General features: G+C 61.1%; 20 protein-coding genes, 3 tRNA genes and 1 pseudogene. 16 read left to right on the forward strand and 8 right to left on the reverse strand.

Features of this window, described 5'->3' with window-relative positions; genetic code table 11:
• The first annotated feature begins 36 nt into the window (after positions 1-36).
• The 3 genes from crcB (at position 37) to F7R90_RS00560 (ending at position 1,484) form a co-directional block, all read left to right on the forward strand.
• Positions 37-444, forward strand: a complete 408-nt coding sequence (gene crcB, locus F7R90_RS00550) for a fluoride efflux transporter CrcB (protein WP_158055352.1) — start codon at positions 37-39, stop codon at positions 442-444.
• Complete coding sequence (locus F7R90_RS00555) at positions 441-788, forward strand: fluoride efflux transporter FluC (RefSeq protein WP_158055353.1); 348 nt, start codon at positions 441-443, stop codon at positions 786-788. The genes crcB and F7R90_RS00555 overlap by 4 nt, the downstream gene beginning before the upstream one ends.
• A gap of 210 nt (positions 789-998) precedes the next feature.
• A complete protein-coding gene (locus F7R90_RS00560; protein ID WP_225741221.1) occupies positions 999-1,484 on the forward strand; it encodes a twin-arginine translocation signal domain-containing protein in 486 nt (161 codons plus the stop codon).
• A 220-nt stretch (positions 1,485-1,704) separates the two neighbouring features.
• On the opposite strand, the gene F7R90_RS00565 is transcribed toward F7R90_RS00560, so the two are convergent.
• The 3 genes and pseudogenes from F7R90_RS00565 to F7R90_RS00575 all read right to left on the reverse strand — a co-directional run bounded on the left by F7R90_RS00565 (position 1,705) and on the right by F7R90_RS00575 (position 2,527).
• Positions 1,705-1,777: transfer RNA gene (locus F7R90_RS00565), tRNA-Asp, on the reverse strand.
• Positions 1,778-1,902: 125 nt separating this feature from the next.
• Positions 1,903-2,208, reverse strand: a pseudogene (locus F7R90_RS00570) (group I intron-associated PD-(D/E)XK endonuclease).
• Between the two features lie 246 nt (positions 2,209-2,454).
• A tRNA-Asp gene (locus tag F7R90_RS00575) sits at positions 2,455-2,527 on the reverse strand.
• Between the two features lie 283 nt (positions 2,528-2,810).
• Between F7R90_RS00575 and F7R90_RS00580 the strand changes: the two genes are divergently transcribed.
• The 8 genes from F7R90_RS00580 (at position 2,811) to F7R90_RS00615 (ending at position 13,803) form a co-directional block, all read left to right on the forward strand.
• A complete protein-coding gene (locus F7R90_RS00580; protein ID WP_158055354.1) occupies positions 2,811-3,038 on the forward strand; it encodes a DNA-directed RNA polymerase subunit H in 228 nt (75 codons plus the stop codon).
• The gene (locus F7R90_RS00585; protein WP_158055355.1) at positions 3,038-4,603 is read left to right on the forward strand and encodes a DNA-directed RNA polymerase subunit B''; all 1,566 of its coding nucleotides are present in this window, start codon (positions 3,038-3,040) and stop codon (positions 4,601-4,603) included. The genes F7R90_RS00580 and F7R90_RS00585 overlap by 1 nt, the downstream gene beginning before the upstream one ends.
• Positions 4,604-4,606: 3 nt before the next feature.
• Positions 4,607-6,433, forward strand: coding sequence for a DNA-directed RNA polymerase subunit B (gene rpoB, locus F7R90_RS00590; protein WP_158055356.1), 1,827 nt, complete (start codon positions 4,607-4,609; stop codon positions 6,431-6,433).
• Position 6,434: 1 nt separating this feature from the next.
• Positions 6,435-9,359 carry a DNA-directed RNA polymerase subunit A' gene (locus F7R90_RS00595; protein ID WP_158055357.1) on the forward strand — a complete coding sequence of 975 codons (2,925 nt, stop codon included), beginning with the start codon at positions 6,435-6,437 and terminating at the stop codon, positions 9,357-9,359.
• Between the two features lie 6 nt (positions 9,360-9,365).
• Positions 9,366-10,562, forward strand: coding sequence for a DNA-directed RNA polymerase subunit A'' (gene rpoA2, locus F7R90_RS00600; protein ID WP_158055358.1), 1,197 nt, complete (start codon positions 9,366-9,368; stop codon positions 10,560-10,562).
• A 3-nt stretch (positions 10,563-10,565) separates the two neighbouring features.
• On the forward strand, positions 10,566-11,000 hold the full coding sequence (locus tag F7R90_RS00605; RefSeq protein ID WP_158055359.1) for a NusA-like transcription termination signal-binding factor: 435 nt from the start codon (positions 10,566-10,568) through the stop codon (positions 10,998-11,000).
• A gap of 158 nt (positions 11,001-11,158) precedes the next feature.
• The gene (locus tag F7R90_RS00610; protein ID WP_158055360.1) at positions 11,159-12,097 is read left to right on the forward strand and encodes a hypothetical protein; all 939 of its coding nucleotides are present in this window, start codon (positions 11,159-11,161) and stop codon (positions 12,095-12,097) included.
• Positions 12,094-13,803, forward strand: a complete 1,710-nt coding sequence (locus tag F7R90_RS00615; RefSeq protein WP_158055361.1) for a pyrroloquinoline quinone-dependent dehydrogenase — start codon at positions 12,094-12,096, stop codon at positions 13,801-13,803. Before F7R90_RS00610 ends, F7R90_RS00615 begins: the two co-directional genes overlap by 4 nt.
• Before the next feature lie 145 nt (positions 13,804-13,948).
• On the opposite strand, the gene F7R90_RS00620 is transcribed toward F7R90_RS00615, so the two are convergent.
• The 3 genes from F7R90_RS00620 to F7R90_RS00630 all read right to left on the reverse strand — a co-directional run bounded on the left by F7R90_RS00620 (position 13,949) and on the right by F7R90_RS00630 (position 16,004).
• Positions 13,949-14,368, reverse strand: a complete 420-nt coding sequence (locus F7R90_RS00620) for a hypothetical protein (protein ID WP_158055362.1) — start codon at positions 14,366-14,368, stop codon at positions 13,949-13,951.
• Positions 14,369-14,407: 39 nt separating this feature from the next.
• Positions 14,408-15,529: a chymotrypsin family serine protease gene (locus F7R90_RS00625; RefSeq protein WP_158055363.1), complete on the reverse strand. Its 1,122-nt coding sequence runs from the start codon at positions 15,527-15,529 to the stop codon at positions 14,408-14,410.
• 401 nt (positions 15,530-15,930) lie between these two features.
• Positions 15,931-16,004 (reverse strand) — tRNA-Lys (locus F7R90_RS00630).
• A gap of 92 nt (positions 16,005-16,096) precedes the next feature.
• Here F7R90_RS00630 and F7R90_RS00635 point away from each other — a divergent pair.
• Positions 16,097-17,407: a M20/M25/M40 family metallo-hydrolase gene (locus F7R90_RS00635; RefSeq protein ID WP_158055364.1), complete on the forward strand. Its 1,311-nt coding sequence runs from the start codon at positions 16,097-16,099 to the stop codon at positions 17,405-17,407.
• Between the two features lie 4 nt (positions 17,408-17,411).
• Entirely contained in the window at positions 17,412-17,594 is a 183-nt protein-coding gene (locus F7R90_RS00640) for a hypothetical protein (RefSeq protein ID WP_158055365.1), read from the forward strand.
• A 1-nt stretch (position 17,595) separates the two neighbouring features.
• On the opposite strand, the gene F7R90_RS00645 is transcribed toward F7R90_RS00640, so the two are convergent.
• Both F7R90_RS00645 and F7R90_RS21955 read right to left on the reverse strand, forming a co-directional pair.
• Entirely contained in the window at positions 17,596-18,267 is a 672-nt protein-coding gene (locus tag F7R90_RS00645) for a DUF7119 family protein (RefSeq protein ID WP_158055366.1), read from the reverse strand.
• An 85-nt stretch (positions 18,268-18,352) separates the two neighbouring features.
• Complete coding sequence (locus F7R90_RS21955; protein ID WP_192498363.1) at positions 18,353-18,529, reverse strand: hypothetical protein; 177 nt, start codon at positions 18,527-18,529, stop codon at positions 18,353-18,355.
• Positions 18,530-18,777: 248 nt separating this feature from the next.
• Here F7R90_RS21955 and F7R90_RS00650 point away from each other — a divergent pair, with 248 nt between their 5' ends.
• From F7R90_RS00650 to F7R90_RS00660, 3 genes are all read left to right on the forward strand, one after another.
• On the forward strand, positions 18,778-19,077 hold the full coding sequence (locus F7R90_RS00650) for a hypothetical protein (protein WP_158055367.1): 300 nt from the start codon (positions 18,778-18,780) through the stop codon (positions 19,075-19,077).
• Between the two features lie 123 nt (positions 19,078-19,200).
• Positions 19,201-20,976, forward strand: coding sequence for a nitrite/sulfite reductase (locus tag F7R90_RS00655; RefSeq protein ID WP_158055368.1), 1,776 nt, complete (start codon positions 19,201-19,203; stop codon positions 20,974-20,976).
• A complete protein-coding gene (locus F7R90_RS00660) occupies positions 20,976-21,278 on the forward strand; it encodes a DUF6360 family protein (protein ID WP_192498364.1) in 303 nt (100 codons plus the stop codon). The genes F7R90_RS00655 and F7R90_RS00660 overlap by 1 nt, the downstream gene beginning before the upstream one ends.
• Positions 21,279-21,412 lie beyond the last annotated feature (134 nt).

Raw genomic sequence — 21,412 nt, forward strand, 5'->3', positions numbered from 1 at the left:
GTATCTCGGAGGCTCGACTCCCATTCGACAGCAACGATGGCCGAGACGGACGCGCATTCGACGGGCGATTCGACGCTTCTCTCCCGACTCGAACCGGGACTGCTCGTCGCCGTCGGTGGATTCGCCGGAGCGATTTCTCGCTACGGGGTCGCAGTCGTTCTCCCTGGTGGCTTCCCGTGGGGGACGCTCGCGGTCAACGTCGTCGGGAGTTTCGTGCTCGGCGTCCTGTTGTACGAAGCCCGCTTGCTCGGCCTGCTCAGCGAGAAGACGCGCCTCGTTCTCGGAACTGGCTTTCTGTCGTCGTTCACCACCTACAGCACGTTCGCGGTCCAGACTGTCGCACTCTCCCCGACGATGGCAGTCGCGAACGTCGCCGCGAACTACGTCCTCGGATTCGCGGCTGTCCTCGCTGGTCGCGCGGCAGTTCGGAGGGCCAACAGATGAACCCGTTCGTGTTCGTCGGTGTTGGTGGTGTTCTCGGCGCACTCTCGCGCTACGCAGTCGGCGAGTGGCTGCCCGGAGAACGTCGGGACGTACTCGTAGTGAACGTCCTCGGAAGCTTCGCGCTCGGTGCGCTCACCGTGGGATTCGCCGATGGTGCCACACTGTTGACGACGTTCGGCACGGGCTTCTGTGGGGCTTTCACCACGTTTTCGAGCTTCGCCGTCGAGACGGTTCAGTTGTACGAGCGCGGCGAGAAACGGGCCGCAGTCGGCAACGCCGCAGTGAATCTGTTCGGGGCACTCGTGGGTGTCGTGCTGGGAGCTAGTGCCGTTGCCCAACTCTGAGAACGGGATTCGGGGAACGGTTGGAACGGCGCTCTGACCGTATTTAAACTTGAAGTGCTGGACGGGTCAAGGTGTGCTATTATCTAGCTCACTTCGCGCTCTCACAGACGTACGAACCGAAGAATCACTTCCGTATAACGCGGTAACGTTATGGTTAGCTTAGTGTTATTGTTGTGGGACGTATGTATTCACGTGCGGAGGGGGCCAGTGATGACGACAACCGACACGACCGACCCGACGGATAGCGACCGATCGACGGCCGAAACCGACGACACGCGAGCGGGGGACTCGCGCCGTTCGTTCCTGAAGACAGGTGCACTCGCGGCCGGTGGACTCGCTCTCGGGGCTTCGAGCACAGACATTGGGGCCGCACAGAACGCTCAACAAGCGTTAGTGTACGCCTACGAGTACCACCCTGCGACGAACTTCCGAGTCGAGGACGAACTCCCGGCAGCGACGACGGTTCGACTGCTCCGTCTCCCGGGTGGGAACACGGTTCCGGAAATCAGCCAGCCAGACGACTACAACGGATACGTCATTCGATACGAGATGGGGAATCCACGCGCGGCGATTTCGACGTTTCTGTTCACGCGACGAAACCTACAGCGTGACCAGCGATACCGACTCTCGGCGTCCGCCCAAGTGTTCAGTAGCGAACTGAACGTTCTGGGAGCGACGTTCCGCCGCCGCAACTGAGTCCGCGAACGACTGTCGTTCGACTCCGACGTGTTTGCCGCTCTTTTTGGTAGAATTGTAGGTGGAAACGTCTCGCTCGTGAGTTCGCGTCAGCAGAAAGCGCCCGGAGCGGGAGTGAGCAGACCGCAGGTCTGCGAACGCCGAGCGTCTTTCGGAATTTGAACCGGACTCAGACATGCTCGCAGGCAAGCCTGCTCGCAGTGTAGTTCGCGGAAAAGTACGCCCGGAGCGGGATTTGAACCCGCGTCACAACCGTGACAGGGTTGTATGATGGGCCACTACACCATCCGGGCTTTCGAACGCATCTCTTTCTTCTGCCCGGCCTTATTAATGGGTGTCGATTCCCCCGCCGCTTGGTAGGGGTTGGCGAAGGGGATCGCACTCACGGAATTTTCCCATCGAACTCGTAGTCGCTAGCCTAGTTTATTGAGGGATGGTTTATCTTCGAGTCGAAACGCAACTCCATCTTTTGGCTGGTGGCTTCACCGATACCGACCCAATAGAACGTCCCATTTTCTGGATAGCGTACGAGAAACGCATCTATTTCTTCGTGATAGTTACCCTCCTTCGTCGTCTGAGAGTGTGTATCGAACCCCATCGTGTTTTCCTTGTTTGACTATCCTGTCTTGCATTGAACCCGATACAAGGTGTTCCCGTCGTCTACTACGAGGTCATATTTGTCGTTGTCTCCGAAGGGAATCGAGACGCTGTAGCCATATGATATCAACCGCTGAATAGCTCAGGCTTCTGTTTCGCGCCCCTGTCTTTCGTATTGGTTCCTTTCTCGCGGCGCATCTTGTTCTTTTCTTCCGCGGCGAGTGGCATAAACCGTCTATGACGGCGGCTAGGGTGCCGTAATTACAGTCTCTCGTAGGTTATCCACAACCGACTCCGGTTGCTCCCACAGAGGTGGTTTCCGATTGTTCGCACCACAGCAAGCTGGTTGCTCACGAATTGGAATCAGAGAAAGCGCCCGGAGCGGGATTTGAACCCGCGTCACAACCGTGACAGGGTTGTATGATGGGCCACTACACCATCCGGGCCTTCGAACGCATTCATCCGTTTCCTGCGGGTAGACTTAAGACTTCTCAAACGCCATTGGGCTGGGACGTTCAACCGTGGGGGACCGCCACAAACAATATATACCTCGATGAATTGGGTGTCACCAGTGGGCAACCTCGCCGCGGTTGGCCGGTTCGACTCGGGGTGGGTCGAGTAGTTAGCGGTGCGCAGGCTACTTAGCAAGTCTTAAATCGGAGCGACGGGTAATGCCCTGTAGTATCTCGTGACAGCCATTTCTCCCTCTAGCCAGAGACCAGCCCACACATGGTAGACGTAAGCCAACACAACATGGTTCCGGACCACAGCGTCGTCGACGACGAGGAGTTAGACGGCGTTTTGGAGGAGTACAACATCAAAGAAACCGACCTGCCGAAGATCAAGCGAACCGACTCGGCGCTCCCAGACGACGCCGAGGTCGGTGACGTAATCAAGATCGTGCGCGACTCACGAACGACAGACAGCGCGACCGTATACCGACTCGTCGTAGAATAATGAACAGGGAAAACAGACGCGCCATCTCGCGGGAGTATTTCTCGAAAGAACGCCTCGCAGAGCACCACTACCGCTCGTTCAACAGCTTCCTGCTCCGCGGCATGCAGGAGGTCGTCAGCGAGAAAGGCACCATCGACACGGACATCGGCGACAAAGAAGACGAAGAGCCGGTCCACGTCGAACTCGGTGACGTTCGCGTGGTCACACCGCGTGTGCGAGAAGCAGACGGCAGTGAAGAACTGCTGTACCCACAGGAGGCTCGCCTCCGCAACATCACCTACTCCGCACCGGTGTTCATGGAGATGAGCATCGTCAAAGGAGAGGGTGAAGACGAGCGAGTCGTGGACAGCACTGAGACCAAGGTGGGCCGGATGCCCATCATGGTCGGTTCCGAGAAGTGTAACATCGCGGGCTTCTCCGACGAGGAGCTCATCGACATCGGCGAAGACCCCGCCGACCCCGGCGGCTACTTCATAGTCAACGGCTCCGAGCGAGTCCTGATGACGAGCGAAGACCTCGCGCCGAACAAGATTCTCGCCGAGTACGACACGAAGTACGGCGACGAGATTCAGGTCGCGAAGACGTTCAGCCAGCGCCGTGGCTACCGTGCCCTCGTGCTGGTCGAGCGAACCCGTGACGGTCTGCTCGAAGTGTCGTTCCCCAGCGTTTCGGGGAGCGTCAACTTCGTCACGCTCGTCCGCGCGCTCGGTCTCGAATCCGACGAAGAGATCGTCCACCGCGTCTCCGACGACCCGGAAATCGTGAAGTTCATGCTCGAAAACTTGGAGGCCGCCGACGTGCAGACCGAGGAAGAGGCCATCGAGTCTCTCGGGAAGCGTGTCGCCTCCGGGCAGGGCAAGAACTACCAGCTGAAACGCGCCAACTACGTCATCGACCGATACCTCCTGCCGCACCTCCACGAGGACGGCGTCGAGGAAGAGGACGTGCGCATCAACAAGGCGTACTACCTCGCGCGGATGGCCGAGGCGTGTTTCGAACTGGCGCTCCAGCGCCGCGAAGCAGACGACAAGGACCACTACGCGAACAAGCGACTCAAGGTCAGCGGCGACCTGATGAAGGACCTGTTCCGTACCGCGCTGAACAAGCTGGCGCGCGACGTGAAGTACCAGCTCGAACGTGCGAACATGCGTAACCGGCAGTTGTCCGTGAACACCGTCGTTCGATCGGACGTGCTGACCGAGCGACTGGAACACCCGATTGCGACCGGTAACTGGGTCGGCGGCCGTTCCGGCGTCTCCCAGTTGGTGGACCGCACGGACTTCATGGGTGTCCTGTCGCACCTGCGCCGACTGCGCTCGCCGCTATCGCGCAGTCAGCCTCACTTCGAAGCGCGGGACCTCCACGCGACCCAGTGGGGTCGCATCTGCCCCTCCGAGACCCCGGAGGGACCGAACTGTGGTCTGGTGAAGAACTTCGCGCAGGCGATGGAACTCTCCCAGAACATCGAGGACGAACAGGGCCTGAAACGAGAACTGGCGTCGATGGGTGTCGAAGGTATCCCCGGCATCGAGGGCGTCGATTCCACCGCATCCGCGGACGACTAAGCCATGAGTCAGGGACGAGAAGCGAAAGTGTACGTCAACGGTAGTTTGGTCGGGACGCATCCCGACCCCGAACAGCTCGCAGAACAAGTACGTGCGGCGCGCCGACGCGGCGACGTCTCCGAGATGGTCAACGTCTCGGTCAAAGAGCGCACGGCCGAGGTCATCATCAACGCCGACGCAGGACGCGCTCGCCGACCTCTCCTCGTCATCGAGAACGGGGAAGCCCTCATCACCGACGAGGAGATAGAGGCCGTGAAAAACGACGACCTCGAATTCGAGGACCTCGTCGAACGCGGTAAGGTCGAGTTCATCGACGCCGAAGAGGAAGAGGACATCTACGTCGCGGTCAACCGCGACGAACTCAACGAGGACCACACGCACCTCGAAGTGGACCCACAGCTCATCTTCGGTATCGGTGCGGGGATGATTCCGTACCCAGAACACAACGCCTCGCCGCGTATTACGATGGGTTCGGGGATGATCAAGCAGTCGCTCGGCCTGCCCGCGGCGAACTACCGCATTCGCCCGGACACGCGCCAGCACCTGCTGCACTACCCACAGCTCTCGATGGTCAAGACCCAGACCACCGAGCAGATCGGCTACGACGACCGTCCGGCCGCCCAGAACTTCACGGTCGCGGTCATGTCCTACGAAGGGTTCAACATCGAGGACGCGCTCGTCATGAACAAAGGGTCGGTCGAGCGCGCACTCGCCCGTTCACACTTCTTCCGAACGTACGAGGGCGAGGAACGACGCTACCCCGGCGGTCAGGAAGACCGCTTCGAGATTCCGTCCGACGACGTGCGCGGCGCACGCGGCGAAGACGCCTACACGCATCTGGACGAAGACGGCCTCGTCAACCCCGAGACGCAGGTGGACGAGAACTCGGTCCTGCTGGGCAAGACCAGTCCGCCCCGGTTCCTCGAAGAACCGGACGACATGGGTGGTCTCTCCCCGCAGAAACGACGCGAAACGTCGGTCACGATGCGCTCGGGCGAATCCGGCGTCGTGGACACCGTCACGCTCATGGAGGGCGAAGACGGTTCGAAGCTCTCGAAGGTCTCCGTTCGTGACGAGCGGATTCCGGAACTCGGCGACAAGTTCGCATCTCGGCACGGTCAGAAGGGTGTCGTCGGTCACATCGCACCCCAGGAAGACATGCCCTTCACCGAACAGGGCGTCGTGCCGGACCTCATCGTCAACCCGCACGCGCTTCCGTCCCGGATGACGGTCGGCCACGTTCTCGAAATGATCGGCGGGAAGGTCGGCGCGCTGGAAGGCCGCCGCGTTGACGGCACCGCCTTCACCGGCGAGAACGAGGACGAACTCCGCGACGGACTCGAAGAGCAGGGCTTCAAGTCCTCTGGCAAGGAGATCATGTACTCCGGCGTCACCGGGGAGAAAATCGAGGCCGAAATCTTCCTCGGCACGATTTTCTACCAGAAGCTCTACCACATGGTCTCGAACAAGCTGCACGCCCGTTCGCGCGGTCCCGTGCAGGTGCTCACCCGACAGCCCACGGAAGGTCGCGCCCGCGAGGGTGGTCTCCGTGTGGGTGAGATGGAACGCGACGTTCTCATCGGCCACGGTGCGGCGCTCACGCTCAAGGAGCGTCTGCTGGACGAGTCCGACCGCGAGTGGATCTACGTCTGTGCCAACTGTGGCATGAGCGCAGTCGAGAACGTCGAGCAGAACCGCGTCTACTGTCCGAACTGTGACGAGGAGACGGACATCCACGAGATAGAGATGTCCTACGCGTTCAAGCTCCTGCTCGACGAGATGAAGGCACTCGGTATCGCTCCGCGACTGGAACTGGAGGACGCAGTCTAACATGTCAACAGGACAAACACCAAAGGAGATCGGCGAGATTAGCTTCGGGCTGATGGACCCCGAAGAGTACCGCGAGATGTCGGCGACGAAGATCATCACGGCCGACACCTACGACGACGACGGCTTCCCAATCGACATGGGCCTGATGGACCCGCGACTGGGCGTCATCGACCCCGGACTGGAGTGCAAGACGTGCGGGAAGCACTCGGGGTCGTGCAACGGTCACTTCGGCCACATCGAACTCGCCGCACCCGTTATCCACGTCGGGTTCACGAAGCTCATTCGCCGACTGCTCCGTGGTACCTGCCGCAACTGCTCGAAGCTGCTACTCACCGAGGAGGAGAAGGAGAAGTACGAGGGCAGTCTCAAGCGCACGAAGGAACTCGGACAGGACATCAACGACGTGACGAAGTCCGCTATCCGAGAGGCCCGAAAGAAGGACCGCTGTCCCTACTGTGGCGAGGTCCAGTACGACATCAACCACGAGAAGCCGACGACCTACTACGAGGTCCAGCAGGTCCTCACCAGCGAGTACTCCGAGCAAATTGCCGCCGCGATGCAGGGCAAGAGCGAGGACGAGGAAGAAGAGGCCGAACCTATCTCGCCGCCCGAACTCGCCGAGAAGTCCGGACTGGACATCTCGCGGGTCAACGAGATTCTCTCCGGCGAGTTCCGGCCACGCGAGTCCGACCGCAAGGCCATCGAGAAGGCGTTGGACATCGACCTCACCGAGGAGGACATGAACAAGCTGATGCCCAGCGACATCCGGGACTGGTTCGAGGACATCCCGGACGACGACATCGCCGCGCTCGGCATCAACCCCGACCGCTCTCGGCCCGAGTGGATGATTCTGACCGTCCTGCCGGTGCCGCCGGTGACGGCCCGTCCCTCCATCACGCTGGACAACGGCCAGCGTAGTGAGGACGACCTGACCCACAAACTCGTGGACATCATCCGCATCAACCAGCGGTTCATGGAGAACCGCGAGGCCGGTGCGCCCCAACTCATCATCGAGGACCTCTGGGAACTGCTCCAGTACCACGTCACCACCTTCATGGACAACGAGATTTCGGGTACGCCGCCCGCCCGACACCGCTCGGGCCGTCCGCTGAAGACGCTCTCACAGCGTCTCAAGGGTAAGGAAGGTCGCTTCCGTGGCAGTCTGTCCGGGAAGCGCGTGAACTTCTCTGCGCGTACCGTCATTTCGCCGGACCCGACGCTCTCGCTCAACGAGGTCGGTGTACCGGAGCGCGTCGCACGTGAGATGACTCAGACGATGAACGTCACCGACCGTACCCTCGAAGACGCTCGTCGCTACGTCGCCAACGGGCCGGAAGGCCATCCGGGCGCGAACTACGTCAAGCGACCCGACGGCCGCCGTCTCAAGGTGACCGAGAAGAACTGCGAGGAACTGGCGACGAAGGTCGAACCCGGTTGGGAAGTCAACCGCCACATGGTGGACGGCGACATCATCATCTTCAACCGCCAGCCGTCGCTCCACCGGATGTCCATCATGGCGCACGAAGTCGTCGTGATGCCGTACAAGACGTTCCGTCTCAACACCGTCGTCTGCCCGCCGTACAACGCGGACTTCGACGGCGACGAGATGAACATGCACGCCTTGCAGAACGAAGAGGCCCGCGCGGAAGCGCGCGTCCTCATGCGCGTGCAGGAACAGATTCTCTCCCCGCGCTTCGGCGAGAACATCATCGGTGCGATTCAGGACCACATCAGCGGGATGTACCTGCTGACCAACGAGAACCCGCAGTTCAACGAGACGCAGGCACTCGACCTCTTGCGGGCGACTCGCATCGACGAACTGCCCGACCCGTCGGGTCACGAGGACGACGGCGAACCGTACTGGACCGGCCGGGACATCTTCTCGGAACTGCTCCCGAGCGGACTCGACCTCGAATTCACTGGCACGGTCGGCGAACCGGTCGTCATCGAGGACGGCCAACTGCTCGAAGGCACCATCGCCGAGGACGAAGTCGGCGAGTTCGGTGGCAAAATTGTGGACACCATCACGAAGGTGTACGGCAACACCCGCTCGCGCGTGTTCATCAACGAAGTCGCCTCGCTGGCGATGCGTTCTATCATGCACTTCGGGTTCTCTATCGCAATCGACGACGAGTCGATTCCCCAAGAGGCCCAAGAGCGTATCGACGAAGCGATGGAGAACGCCTACGACCGCGTGCAGGAACTCATCACCACCTACGAGAACGGCGACCTCGAATCCCTGCCCGGCCGAACGGTGGACGAGACGCTTGAGATGAAGATTATGCAGACGCTCGGCAAGGCCCGCGACTCCGCGGGTGACATCGCCGAGGACCACTTCGCCGACGACAACCCGGCCGTCGTCATGGCCGAGTCCGGCGCGCGTGGGTCGATGCTCAACCTGACCCAGATGGCCGGCTGTGTCGGCCAGCAGGCAGTTCGGGGCGAGCGCATCAACCGCGGCTACGAGGACCGCACGCTGAGCCACTATCAGCCCAACGACCTCTCCGCAGAGGCACACGGCTTCGTGGAACACTCCTACACTGGCGGACTGAACCCCCGCGAGTTCTTCTTCCACGCGATGGGTGGCCGCGAGGGCCTCGTGGACACGGCAGTCCGCACTTCCAAGTCCGGATACCTCCAGCGCCGCCTCATCAACGCGCTGTCGGAACTGGAGACCCAGTACGACGGCACGGTGCGCGACACCAGCGACACCATCGTCCAGTTCGAGTTCGGCGAGGACGGCACCAGTCCGGTGAAGGTCTCCTCGAACGAGGAACACGACATCGACGTGGACCAGATCGCCGACCGCATCATGGACGAAGAGTTCGACAGCGAGCAGCGCAAAGACGAGTTCATCGGCGAGAAGCGACCGCCGACGAACCTCTCGGAATACGCAGACGCCCGCGGGGTCGAAGGAGACGACTAAGCAACCATGACAGAGTACGACGTAACCGAGGACGTAGAAGCCGTCGTCGAGGACACCGACCTCCCCCGGCGGCTGAAGGACCGAGTGTACGAGACCATCGAAGACCGCGGCGACGACCTAACCGTCGAGCAAGCGGACGAAATCGCCCGTGCGGTCGAGACGCAGTATCTCGACACGCGCGTAGACCCGCTGGACCCGGTCGGCACCGTCTCCGCTCAGAGTATCGGGGAACCCGGTACGCAGATGACGATGAACACCTTCCACTACGCGGGCGTCGCGGAGATCGACGTCACGCAGGGCCTGCCCCGACTCATCGAGTTGGTGGACGCCCGGAAGACCCCGGACACGCCGATGATGACGGTCCACCTGGAAGACGAGTACGCGACCGACCGCGAGAAGGCCCACGAGGTCGTCTGGCAGATAGAGGCGACGAAGATTCTCGCCTTGGGCGACATCTCGACCAACGTCGCGGACATGATCGTCTCCATCGACCTCAACGAAGACACCCTGAAAGAGCGGATGATTACCCCCGACGAGGTCGCGGGAATCATCGAGGACGAACTCGGCGTCTCCACGAACCAGCAGGGTGCGGTCATCGAGTTCGGTCCCGAACAGCCGAGTTACCGCGAACTCCTGCAACTGGTCGAGCAACTGCGCGAAATCGTCTTCAAGGGCATCGAAGACGTGACCCGCGTCGTCATCCGCAAGGAGCAACTCGACGAGGGCGAGGAGTTCGTCCTCTACACCGAAGGCTCTGCGTTCGGTGACGCGATGGAGATAGAGGGCGTGGACGCCTCGCGCACGACGACGAACAACATCCACGAGATTCACAAGAACCTCGGCATCGAGGCGGCCCGCGAGTCCATCATCGAGGAGACGATGGACACGTTGGAAGAACAGGGTCTCGACGACGTGAACGTTCGGCACCTCATGCTGGTTTCGGACATCATGACCAACCGCGGCGAAATCGAGTCCATCGGTCGTCACGGTATCTCCGGCAGCAAGGAGTCCGTGCTGGCGCGTGCGGCGTTCGAGGTCACGGTCAACCACCTGCTCGACGCCGCCATCCACGGCGAAGTGGACGACCTGAACGGCGTCACGGAGAACGTCATCGTCGGGAAACCCATCAAACTCGGCACCGGCGACGTGGACCTCCGCATGGGGTCGCTCTCCGGCGACGCCGAACCCGAGGCGTCGGACTGACGGATGGTCGTCACGCTCTCGGACGAGGCCCGGCAGTTCATCGCCCGCTTCGAAGACGAGTCGGGCGCGACGGCCCGCGACTGTCTCGTCTTGGACGGCGACGACGAGGAAGAGCGCCTCGTCTTCCTCGTGAAGGCCGACGACATGGGTATGGCCATCGGGTCGGGCGGCGAAACCGTCCGGCAGGTCGAAGAGGCACTCGGCCGCCCCGTGACGCTGGTCGAGGACGCAGACACCCCGGAGGCGTTCGTCGCCAACGCGCTCGCTCCGGCGGCGGTGTACAACGTCACCATCAGCGAGAACGACGACACGGTAGCCTACGTCGAAGTCGATTCGGCGGACACGGGCATCGCCATCGGCGAGGGCGGACGCAACATCGCGGTGGCCAAGCAACTGGCCGAGCGCCATCACGGCATCGACGACATCCAGTTGACGTGACGGCGTCTGGGTGACGTACGCCGTCGTCCCGTCGCCTGACGGTCTACACGAACTTTTCTCTCCCCGACGTTTCGCACTCGAAATTTTAGCCTCGGAACCACGCACCCGACGCAAAGAACGAATGTGTTGACTCGTGTGTGTAGCGTGGGATGGGGAATATGACACACGAACGAACAGACGTGACTGACACGGTACCGAACGTAGACGACGAGGACCGCCGAAATTTCTTGAAAATTCTGGGTGTCACGGGAAGCGTCGGTGCGGCGAGCGAGTTCGCGCTGGACGACCTCCGCGGCGTCGTCGATTCGAACTCGGCCTCGACGGAAGAACTGGCGACGATGGGCGAGGCGATTCGGGCCGACCTCTCCGGAACGCTCGACGCCGAGCGACTGTCGAGCGCGCTCACCGGAATCGAGTCCGGCATCGCGCGCCTGCCGGAACTTCGGGCCGAGGGATTCCCCGCGGAACCGACCGACGCCTACGCCGAGGTGACTGCGCCAGCGTGGGACGCCTACGACCACCTCGCAGACGTCGGTCTCTTCGAAGCGGCCGAGCACAACCTGCCGGAGTTCACGCCAGAACACATTCGCGCGACGACGACCGAACTCGTCCAGTCGTCGCCGCTCGCGACGGCGCTGGCCGACGCGGGATTCGACAAACAGGAGCGAACCGAACTCGTCGTCGGCGCGGCGACCAACGACGAGCGGCTGGCAGAGTGGGTTTCGACGGAGGCGCTTCCGGCGAATCCGGACGACTACGACGTCGAGGACGTGGCTCCGCTCCAACAGCGCGCCGTCGGCGGCGCACTGTTGTGGATAGACGAACTCGACCAGCACCTCTGGCAGAAAGAAGTCCTCATCACCGACGAGATGTTCGACGACGGGATTCGACACGCGAGGGCGATGCTCGGCGGCGTCTCGCTCGTCGTGCGAGCAGTACGCGACGTGGCCGCCGAGAACGAGCGTCCAGCGAGCGAACTTGCGGCGGGGGTCACCGCTGGCTCTGCCGTGGCGATTCTCGGCCAAGAAGACATCGCGGCCGACCTGTTCAGAATCGACGACGAGATGCGCGCACCGCGGGGAGGTGACCCAACATGAGTTCTGACTATCCACACGCACGAGTCCACTCGACGGAAGACGGCCAGACTATCGAGTACACCATCGACGGCCCGCAGACGATTCGCCAAGACGGCCAGCAGATTCCGCGGCTGAACGTCACGGAGGAGATGCTACTGGAGTCTGGCGACGACGCCAGAAGTTGGCTCATGTACGGCGGGGCCTACGACCAACAGCGGTTCACGACCGCCGACGAAATCACGCCGGAGAACGTCTCGAACCTCTCGCTGGAGTACATCGTGGAGACCGAAGAGGAGGGAACGCTGGAGGGAACGCCGGTCGTGGTACCGTCGGACCCGCCCATCATGTACCAGACGAACGGGCCGGACGTGTTGCGTGCAATCAACGCCCGGACTGGTGACGTCATCTGGACGTACCGCTACGCACGGGACCAACAGGGACCTGACGAAGCCTCGGCAGTCTGGTGTTGTGGGTCGAACAACCGCGGGGTGGCGGTGCTGGGCGACAGCCTCTACATGACGACGCTCGACGCGAACCTCGTCGCTATCGACCGCTACACCGGTGAACAGCAGTGGCTGTACGACTCCGCGCCCACTGGACAGGGCTACTCGGCGACGTGGGCACCCATCGTCTACGACGGGAGCATCCTCAACGGGAGCGCGGGCGGGGAGTACGGCATTCGCGGATTCATCGAGTCGGTAGACACCACGACCGGCACGCGCGAGTGGCGCACGTGGATGACGCCCGAAGCACAGTGGGTCGGCGACTCGTGGCGTCGCGGGGCCGCGCCGAACTGGATGTCGATTACGGTCGATGCCGACTCCGACACGCTGTACGCCAACATCGGCAATCCGGGACCGGACGTGAACGGCATCGTCCGACCGGGACCCAACGTCTACTCGGACTCGGTCGTGGCGCTCGACACGGAGTCAGGCGATTTGGAGTGGTACTTCCAAGAGGTACCACACGACTGGTGGGACTACGACGCCTCGACGCCGCCGGTGCTGTTCGACGCCGAGATATACGGCGAGAATCAGCGGGTCGTCACGCACCCCGGGAAAGACGGCTGGAACTACCTGCTCGACGCCGGAGACGGCAAACTGTACGAGCGAAGCCAAGAGTTCTGCCAGCACCTCAACACGTGGTATCTACCCCAGCAGACCTACGACGACTCGCCGTGGGTGATGCCGTCGGCCGACGGCGGGTCGGAGTGGAACCCGGCCTCCTACAGCCGGGTGACGGGCAACCTCCACGTGAAGGCGATGAACTACCCGAGCAAGTTCCAGTGGGATGCAGACCCCGAGTGGAACTTCCCTGCCCAGTACCTCGGCGGCGGGTTCACGGTGTATCCGGCGATGGACGACCCCGGTCCGGCACCCGACGCGTGGAACGGCAAAGTCGGACTGTTCTCGGCGGTGGACCCGGTGACCGGCGAAGTTGTCTGGCAGGACGAGTACGACGAACTCTCGATGGGTGGGTCGATGAGTACGACGACCGGTCTGACTTTCACCGGCAACGGGTCGGGCGAGTTCATCGCCTACGACTCCGAGAGCGGTGAACGCCTCTGGCAACACCAGTTCGACGCCTCGGTCAACGCCTCGCCGATGAGTTGGTACGACCCCGGAACGGGCAAGCAGTACGTCGCAGTGCAGGCCGGTGGCGGCGGGCTTCGCTCTCCCCGGAACGGCAACACGGTCGGGGTGTTCTCGCTCCGGGCCGGGAACTGAACGGGACGGCCCGAATGAGAGTTCGAGTCGTATCTTCATCACCGACGAGAGGTAAGTTAGGTAGTTCCTCGGACCGCTCTACACCGTGGATTTGGACCGCGACGGCACCGCCTCGGTGGTGTTTTGAATTCGGGAAATATCCCGATCACGTCAAGATAGCGAACTCGACGTGAACCACGGTCTGATTGAACTCGATGTAGTAACCAGACGGGTAGTTGCTGGAATTTCTATCTTTGGGGAAGTAGCCCGGCAACCTCGCGCGGTCTTCTTTCATCTTCTCAACCTTGCTTTCCGGGACAGTGACGACTGATCTCCCTGACTTGTTGACGGCCTTCCGAACCGCCTTTTTTATATACTTGTTTGCCTGCACTCGGCTATCAGTGTACGCAACAACGGTAGCGTTTGGTGGTGCTTCTGAAACTACTTCTGCCGTTATTTCACCATCTCCGGTACTGGGGTTAGATTCACTTCCATTCGCAGGCGACTTGCTTAGCTGACTTGTCATACACCCTGGCATAGGTGCAATGATAACCAAAAAAACAACAGCTATGGAGGACTTTTTCATGTAATATACAACCTGTCAGTGATAAAAATATCTTGTGGCTTACACCCTTACGTCTAAGACTTCTTCGGCCCACGCCATAATATCTCCTCTGGCTTCATCGAAGGTACCATCCCCGTCATCGTCGATAGATGCGTGATTGATTCCAGCGATGAGCGCGAGGTTGTCTGTTGTAATGTGGAAAAATGGGCCTCCAGAATCACCTCCTTTCACATTGTGGTCGATTTTAACTCGTTCTGGTGAGTTTGTTTTGACACCGAGGATTTTCCCAGTATTTCTTCCTGTTGTTCTCCCTTGTTGATAAAGGGACTCCCCGTTTGAATGCATGTCTTTAAGTTTGTCACGGCTGAGTACCCCAGAAACCTGCCATCCGTACGAACCATTTTTATCTGCTATATTGTAGGAATTGTCAGGTCCGCTACTGACAACTGTTCCGAGGTCGCCGTTCCCTTTCTGGGTATATTGACGACTCTCGCCGATTTTGTTTGAGCCAATTAAAGGATTTTTTGGCTGATGAACATTATTGCCTGCTGTCCTATTGATACAGTGTCCAGCTGTAACCCATACTTGGGAGTTGTCTTGTAGTGCGGTCGCTGGAGTGCCTAAGGTACAACAGCACTCGTTACTGAGTCCCATCTGAACACCGCTCGGAACTGGTCTGTAATTCGAATTGAAGGTCGCTTGTTCTTTAGCACGAGATTTGTGAACCGTGACTTTCAGGTCAGTCGTTTTGTACTCTTTCCCATTTGACGTCACCGAACCGTCAGTACGTGATGGTACTGCTTCCTTAACCTTCTCGAACGAAATATTCGGTGTACTCTCTGTTCCATCTGCGTGATGAACCTCGTAATAGTGGACCGCGATTCCTAACTCGGAGTCGCTTGACGAAACCTCTACCTCGATAAAGGGTTCGGATGTGAACCGTCTACTGATTCTTGTCGCAGCGTTGTGAACTGCTTCAGTTCGTGCCCACTCATCTCGCGGAATAGTATAGAACCTCGGCTCTCGTTCCGGAACTGCATTGTTTGAAACAACTTCTTTGTGATTAGTGTGGACGAGTCCGAGAAGTCGGGGAACTTCTTTTTCAGGATTAGAGGTAACTGCCGCAAGTGCGTCTTTTGAGATGTATTCTAGTGCGGCACCACTCAGACCGAGGCCCGCCAACGTGTTCAGAAATCACCGCCTTCCCATTTGCGTAAGTTCTTTTGTTCGAACCATACAAGCCAGATTGAAACGATACTAATTAAATCTTTCTAACTATATTATATATAATTCAATTCACTTCTTCCGAACTCTTTGATATAGAGAATGTACTGTATGTGAAAAAACAGCAATTTCGCTGTACGTGCTATTCGTCTACTTCAAATCCCTTCGTAACCGCTTCGCTCCTCACCTACGTTCGTCGCAGAAGCGGGCTGGAAGGGATTTGAACCACCTGAAGACGCTTCCCCGCCTCCGGCGAGACTGCCTCTTCCGTAGTTCAAATCTTCCAGCGTTCGAAATTCACGACTCGCGGAATTGGCGAGCGTACGAGACGCTCGCCGTGTTGCTCGTCGTAGAATGTACGGGCTGGAAGGGATTTGAACCCCTGACCGTCTGGTTAAAAGCCAGACGCTCTGCCTAACTGAGCTACCAGCCCTCGAATCAGTTTTGCGCGCCACGAGGGTTAAACCTTTACTATCTCGCGCGTCCAGCGCAACCTTTACCGCACCGCCGTCGGTCGAAACGACCATGAACGACTTCGCTGACTACGACGCTGACTTGCGGGCGTTCGTCGAAGACCTGCTTTGCTTCGACACGACCGGCGGCGAGGAGGCACCCGCAAACGAGTGGTTTCGCGAGCAGTTGGACGCGATGGGCTTCGAGACCTACGCGTGGACTGCGGATGCAGACGAACTCTCCAGCCACCGCTCGTTCCCAGACGACCCCGCGGAAATCGCGGTCGAAAATCGCCCCTCGGTCGGTGGCGTCCTCGAATTCGGGGACCCCGACGCCGGACCGACGCTCGTGCTGAACGGCCACGTAGACGTGGTGCCAGTCGCCCGCGAGTCGTGGTCGAGCGACCCCTTCGAACCGGTCTGGCGCGAAAGCGACGACCAGAACGACGACGGTGACGAGAACAACGACGACACCGAACCCACTCTCACCGCTCGCGGTGCGGCCGACATGAAGTCCGGTCTCGCGACCTGCGTCTTCGCGGCGAAACACCTCCACGACTCCGACCACGACCTCGACGGCCGACTCGTGGTCGAGAGCGTCGTCGGCGAGGAAGCGGGCGGCATCGGCGCGGCCGCGGCCGCCCAGTCGAACCCCTATCCCTTCGAGCGCGACGCCGCGATTATCGCGGAACCGACCGAACTGCGACCTATCGTCGCCTCCGAGGGAAGCCTGATGAAGCGACTCAAGCTTACGGGGCGCTCCGCCCACGCCGCGACTCGCTGGCGGGGCGTGGACGTACTACCGTACTTCGAACAGATACGCCGCGAGTTCGCGTCCCTCGAATCGGAGCGCGGCGAGTCGGTGAACCACCCGCTCTACGAGCGGTTTCCCGTGCCGTGGCCTGTCGTGGTCGGCCGCGTCGAAGCCGGAAGTTGGGCCTCCTCGGTGCCTGCCGAACTCACCGCGGAGTTACGCATCGGGGTCGCGCCGGGCGAGACAGTAGTCGAAGTCGAAGCGCAGTTCGAAGAGCGACTCGCGCAACTCGTCGCCGACGACGAGTGGCTCGCGGAGCATCCACCGGAGTTCGAACGCTTCTCGATTCAGTTCGAAGCCTCAGAAATCGACACAGACGAACCAGTCGTCGGCGCGCTCCAGCGGGCGATGGAGGCGAACGACCTCGCCGACACAGACCCCAGAGGAGCGACCTACGGTGCGGACGCGCGCCACTACATCGAGGCTGGAATTCCAACTGTGATGTTCGGCCCCGGTAGCATCGAGCAGGCGCACTTCCCTGACGAGACGATTACGTGGTCCGAGGTCCTGACCGCTGGGGAAGTGTTGAGTGGTGCGGCGAGAGAATTCTTGAGCGAGTCCTCGACCTAACGACATGGCGACGAAACACCTCCACTTCCTCGCAATTCAGGTCGTCCTCTTCGGTGGCTTCCTCTGGCTGGAACCCAACTACTCGATGCCGGGTGGCTTCTGGATAATGGTTTTCGGACTGCTGCTCGGCGTCGCCGCGCTCGTTATCGAGGTCGGTTCGCAGTTCGCCGAGAACGGAACGAACTGACTTACTCTTCCATCCACGTTTCCAGCGCGTCCGCGACTACGTCTTCCGGCTGTTTGCCCTCCATCGCGGCCGCACGCCGGAGTTCCCGGTACGTCTCGCTCGGCAAGGAGAGGGTCAGTTCGCCCGGAGTGACGCCGTGGTTCGAGAGCGCGCGCTCGACTGGCGTCCCCCCGTTGACCTCACTGGCGACCGAGCGCACCTCTCTGACCGTCAGGTCGCTGTCCAGCACTGCCCACGCCAGTTGAAATCGCTCTTCGCCGTCCACGCGGGCGATGTGCTTCGCGGCGGTCGGCGCGATTTTCCCCATGGCGACGTATCGCCGAATCGACTGTGGGAGGTCGTGGACTCGCGCCCACTTGCGGATGAACGCGACGGTGACTTCGCCACCGGACTCCTCGGCGGCCGCTTTGTAGGACCCGACGCCACGAACGAGCGCGGCGCAGGCGGCGGCCCCGCGGAGCATGAAGACGTTGTCCTCGCTTCCGGCCGTGTTCTCGGCGAATTGCCGCACCGTGTCGGCGGCCTCCGCGACGCTCTCGGGGTCGTCGGGGTCGAACGCCTTCGCCTCGTCGGCCTGCTGGCCCGTGACTCGCGCGTCGCCGCGCACGACCGGTTGACCGACCGGCGACTCGCGGTCGGTCGGTGGCCCCTCACCGGATCCATTCCTACGCATTACAGAACTGATTGCACGCAGGCGGCAAAAACTCGTGGGTCTGTGCGATGTTCGCGCGAGTCGCCGCGTTCGCGGTGAGACGTCGTCACTCTTCGTCCCGTTCGGCGTCCTCGTCGCGCTTTTCGGAGAGATGCTCCCAGATTTCGGTACAGCCAGCGCCGTCTTCCACGTCCTGCAAGTGGGCGGTCACGTCGTCTTCCGGGTCTTCCTCCGCGTTTCTCGTGTCCTCATCTTCGACGACGTGCGCACACTCTTTCGTCATCTCCGACCCTCCTCGTGCGCTCGACTGGCCGGTTCTTCGAGCGACGCCTCCGCGAGATAGTCCCGCGCCGCTGTCGGTTCGGTTCCGTTCATCGACTGATTGTAGTTCTTCGACCGTCTTAAGGCCGCTTTCAGGCGTAATCTCGGCCGATGCTCCCCAATGGGGGCGAACGGTGCCGCTTTCTTCGACGCCCGGCGAGGCTTGCCCGCGCCGACGCGCTGAGGGGACCCGGTCTCGTACTGTGGCCAATGACAGTGCCGCTGTGTACGTTGGACGACGGTGCGTGGGTCAGCGTTAACAACTCCAGAGTCGTCGGCGCGGGCGACCTCTGGCTTCTCGCGGACCACGACGTGTGCGATTGCGAGAAAGCGGATTTCCTCGTCGAAGCGTTCGCTGAGGTCGGTGCCGACGGCCGACACGTCGAGACCCGCGCGGCCGGTCGCTGCATCGCCTGCGGCACGGAGGGCGTCACCGACTGGCTTCCAGTGGGTCGCATCCGGGAGGGAACCTTGCGACCGGTCGCGTTTGAGTCGTTGCACACCGGGTGAGGAGAGTACGAACGTCAGTGAAGCCGCGTCCCGAGTACAGGATACTGTTGCCGGTACCGGTGAACACCGGGCAGGATTGACGCCACGGGCGCGGGTTTATGGATAGACCGAATAACGTGGGATATGCCGACCAAGGTCGAGAACTGGAAAGACGAGGTGTACGGCAACGAGATTCGCCAACATCTCTATCGCTTCGCCGAGGAGGGCTGGGACGCCATCCCCGAAGACGAACACGACGCGTGGTTCGAGCGGTTCAAGTGGTGGGGACTGTACCACCAGCGAGCGGGCCAAGAGAGCTACTTCATGATGCGCATCGGAACGCCCAACGGCCTGCTCGAACCGGGGCAACTCCGCGTCGTCGGCGAAATCGCCGAAGAGTACGCGACCGGTCCCGCGACGAATCCCGAATTCGGCGACGCGTGGGCTGACTTCACGACGCGACAGGCGATTCAACTGCACTGGATAAACATCGAGGACGTACCGGACATCTTCGAGAAACTGGAAAATAACGGTCTCTCGACCCAGCAAGCCTGTGGCGACTCGTGGCGAAACATCGTCGGCAACCCGATGGCCGGGAAAGACGCCAACGAGTTCGTCAATGCCGACCCAGTCATCCACGACCTCAACGAGACGTTCAAGGGCGACGAGGACTACGCGAACCTCCCGCGCAAGTGGAAGGTCAGCGTCGCTGGCTCCACGGACGGCTCCGGTCAGGGCGACATCAACGACCTCGCGTTCGAACCCGCGAAGAAGGAAATCGACGGCGAGGAAATTCGGGGCTTCAACGTCCGCGTCGGCGGCGGCCTCGCCAGAAAGGAGCCACGTCTCGCCCGCGACATCGACGTGTTCGTGAAACCCGAGGAGACCGCCGACGTGGCCGCCGGTCTTTCCGCGCTGTTCCGCGACCACGGCGACCGCGAGAACCGCTACAAGGCCCGCATCAAGTTCCTCGTGGACGAGTGGGGCACCGAGAAGGTTCGGGCCGTGCTGCAGGAGGAGTACATGGACTACCCGCTCGAATCGGCGGGCGAGGACGTGCGCGACCAGTACACCTACAACTCGGGCAAGCAGGACGGCTACGGCGACCTCGTCGGCGTCCACGAGCAGAAGGACGGCGACTACTACGTCGGTCTCGACGTTCTCGTGGGCCGGATGGGCGCGCAGGACGTGCTGGAACTCGCCGACTTAGCCGAAGAGTACGGCTCCGGCGAAGCGCGTCTCAGCCAGCGCCAGAACGTCCTGATTCCGGACGTTCCGGAGGAGAACCTCGATGAATTCTTGGACGAACCCTTGCTGGACGACTACTCGCCGGACCCTCACCCGTTCATGCGCGGTTCCGTTGCGTGTACCGGTACGGAGTTCTGCTCGCTATCCATCGTGGAGACGAAGAACCGGCAGGTGCGACTCGCCCGCTGGCTTCGGGACAACGTGGAACTGCCCGACAACGTGACGGACTTCCACATCCACTTGTCTGGTTGTACCGCATCTTGCGCACAACCGCAAATCGCGGACGTCAGCCTCCGTGGCATGAAGACGCGCAAGAACGGCGAACCGGTCGAAGCGCTCGACATCGGTCTCGGGGGCGGCCTCGGCGAGGACCCGCACTTCGCCGAATGGGTCCAAGAGCGCGTCGCCGCCGACGAGGTGCCCGGCGCGATTCAGAACCTCATCCAGAACTACGAGAACCTCCGCGACGAGGGCGAATCGTTCCGCGACTTCATCCAGCGCCACGAGGAGGACGTGCTGGCGGAACTGGCAGAGCCAGAAGAAACGGACTACGAGGACCCGTACATGCACAACACGAAGAAGACGTGGTATCCCTACGCCGACGAGGACGACATGGATGCCAGTCCCGCGCCCGCCTCGCCGGACGACGTGCCGCTGTCGGGTGACGACTGATGGCCGACCGTCTGATGAAGGTCAACGCGTACACGACGCTCGACCTCGTGGACGCGACGGTCACTGGCCACGGGTTCGAACAGGACGCACCTGCCGTCGTCAACGCGACTGCGCCGCGCAAGAACCCAGACAGGGTGCAGTTGCAGGTCGAACTCGACAACATGCAGGAAGACCATCTGCCAGCGCACATGGAAGAGTTCGACCTCTCGCCCGAGCAGGCCAGAAAGCTGGCCGACGACTTGCGAAAGTCCGCCGCGAAGGTCGAGGAAGCGACCGACTCGCAGGACGTGGCGAGCGAATAAGCCGGGACCACGGGACGAATCGGTCCGACAGCGGACTGGTCGCCGGACGGCGACAACTGTTTTCTCGTCCGCAGTCGTCAGTACGCTGAGCAACGATGCGGCTATTCAAACGATTCACAGAGAAATTTCAACAG

The organism is Halorussus halophilus (genome assembly GCF_008831545.1).
In the GTDB taxonomy this organism is placed as follows: Archaea; Halobacteriota; Halobacteria; order Halobacteriales; family Haladaptataceae; genus Halorussus; species Halorussus halophilus.

Bases quoted from the DNA above. Each gene is read 5' to 3' on its own strand.
- crcB (WP_158055352.1), top strand. From the start codon at position 37: ATGGCCGAGACGGACGCGCATTCGACGGGCGATTCGACGCTTCTCTCC.
- F7R90_RS00555 (WP_158055353.1), top strand. From the start codon at position 441: ATGAACCCGTTCGTGTTCGTCGGTGTTGGTGGTGTTCTCGGCGCACTC.
- F7R90_RS00560 (WP_225741221.1), top strand. From the start codon at position 999: ATGACGACAACCGACACGACCGACCCGACGGATAGCGACCGATCGACG.
- F7R90_RS00580 (WP_158055354.1), top strand. From the start codon at position 2,811: ATGGTAGACGTAAGCCAACACAACATGGTTCCGGACCACAGCGTCGTC.
- F7R90_RS00585 (WP_158055355.1), top strand. From the start codon at position 3,038: ATGAACAGGGAAAACAGACGCGCCATCTCGCGGGAGTATTTCTCGAAA.
- rpoB (WP_158055356.1), top strand. From the start codon at position 4,607: ATGAGTCAGGGACGAGAAGCGAAAGTGTACGTCAACGGTAGTTTGGTC.
- F7R90_RS00595 (WP_158055357.1), top strand. From the start codon at position 6,435: ATGTCAACAGGACAAACACCAAAGGAGATCGGCGAGATTAGCTTCGGG.
- rpoA2 (WP_158055358.1), top strand. From the start codon at position 9,366: ATGACAGAGTACGACGTAACCGAGGACGTAGAAGCCGTCGTCGAGGAC.
- F7R90_RS00605 (WP_158055359.1), top strand. From the start codon at position 10,566: ATGGTCGTCACGCTCTCGGACGAGGCCCGGCAGTTCATCGCCCGCTTC.
- F7R90_RS00610 (WP_158055360.1), top strand. From the start codon at position 11,159: ATGACACACGAACGAACAGACGTGACTGACACGGTACCGAACGTAGAC.
- F7R90_RS00615 (WP_158055361.1), top strand. From the start codon at position 12,094: ATGAGTTCTGACTATCCACACGCACGAGTCCACTCGACGGAAGACGGC.
- F7R90_RS00620 (WP_158055362.1), bottom strand. From the start codon at position 14,368: ATGAAAAAGTCCTCCATAGCTGTTGTTTTTTTGGTTATCATTGCACCT.
- F7R90_RS00635 (WP_158055364.1), top strand. From the start codon at position 16,097: ATGAACGACTTCGCTGACTACGACGCTGACTTGCGGGCGTTCGTCGAA.
- F7R90_RS00640 (WP_158055365.1), top strand. From the start codon at position 17,412: ATGGCGACGAAACACCTCCACTTCCTCGCAATTCAGGTCGTCCTCTTC.
- F7R90_RS00645 (WP_158055366.1), bottom strand. From the start codon at position 18,267: ATGCGTAGGAATGGATCCGGTGAGGGGCCACCGACCGACCGCGAGTCG.
- F7R90_RS21955 (WP_192498363.1), bottom strand. From the start codon at position 18,529: ATGACGAAAGAGTGTGCGCACGTCGTCGAAGATGAGGACACGAGAAAC.
- F7R90_RS00650 (WP_158055367.1), top strand. From the start codon at position 18,778: ATGACAGTGCCGCTGTGTACGTTGGACGACGGTGCGTGGGTCAGCGTT.
- F7R90_RS00655 (WP_158055368.1), top strand. From the start codon at position 19,201: ATGCCGACCAAGGTCGAGAACTGGAAAGACGAGGTGTACGGCAACGAG.
- F7R90_RS00660 (WP_192498364.1), top strand. From the start codon at position 20,976: ATGGCCGACCGTCTGATGAAGGTCAACGCGTACACGACGCTCGACCTC.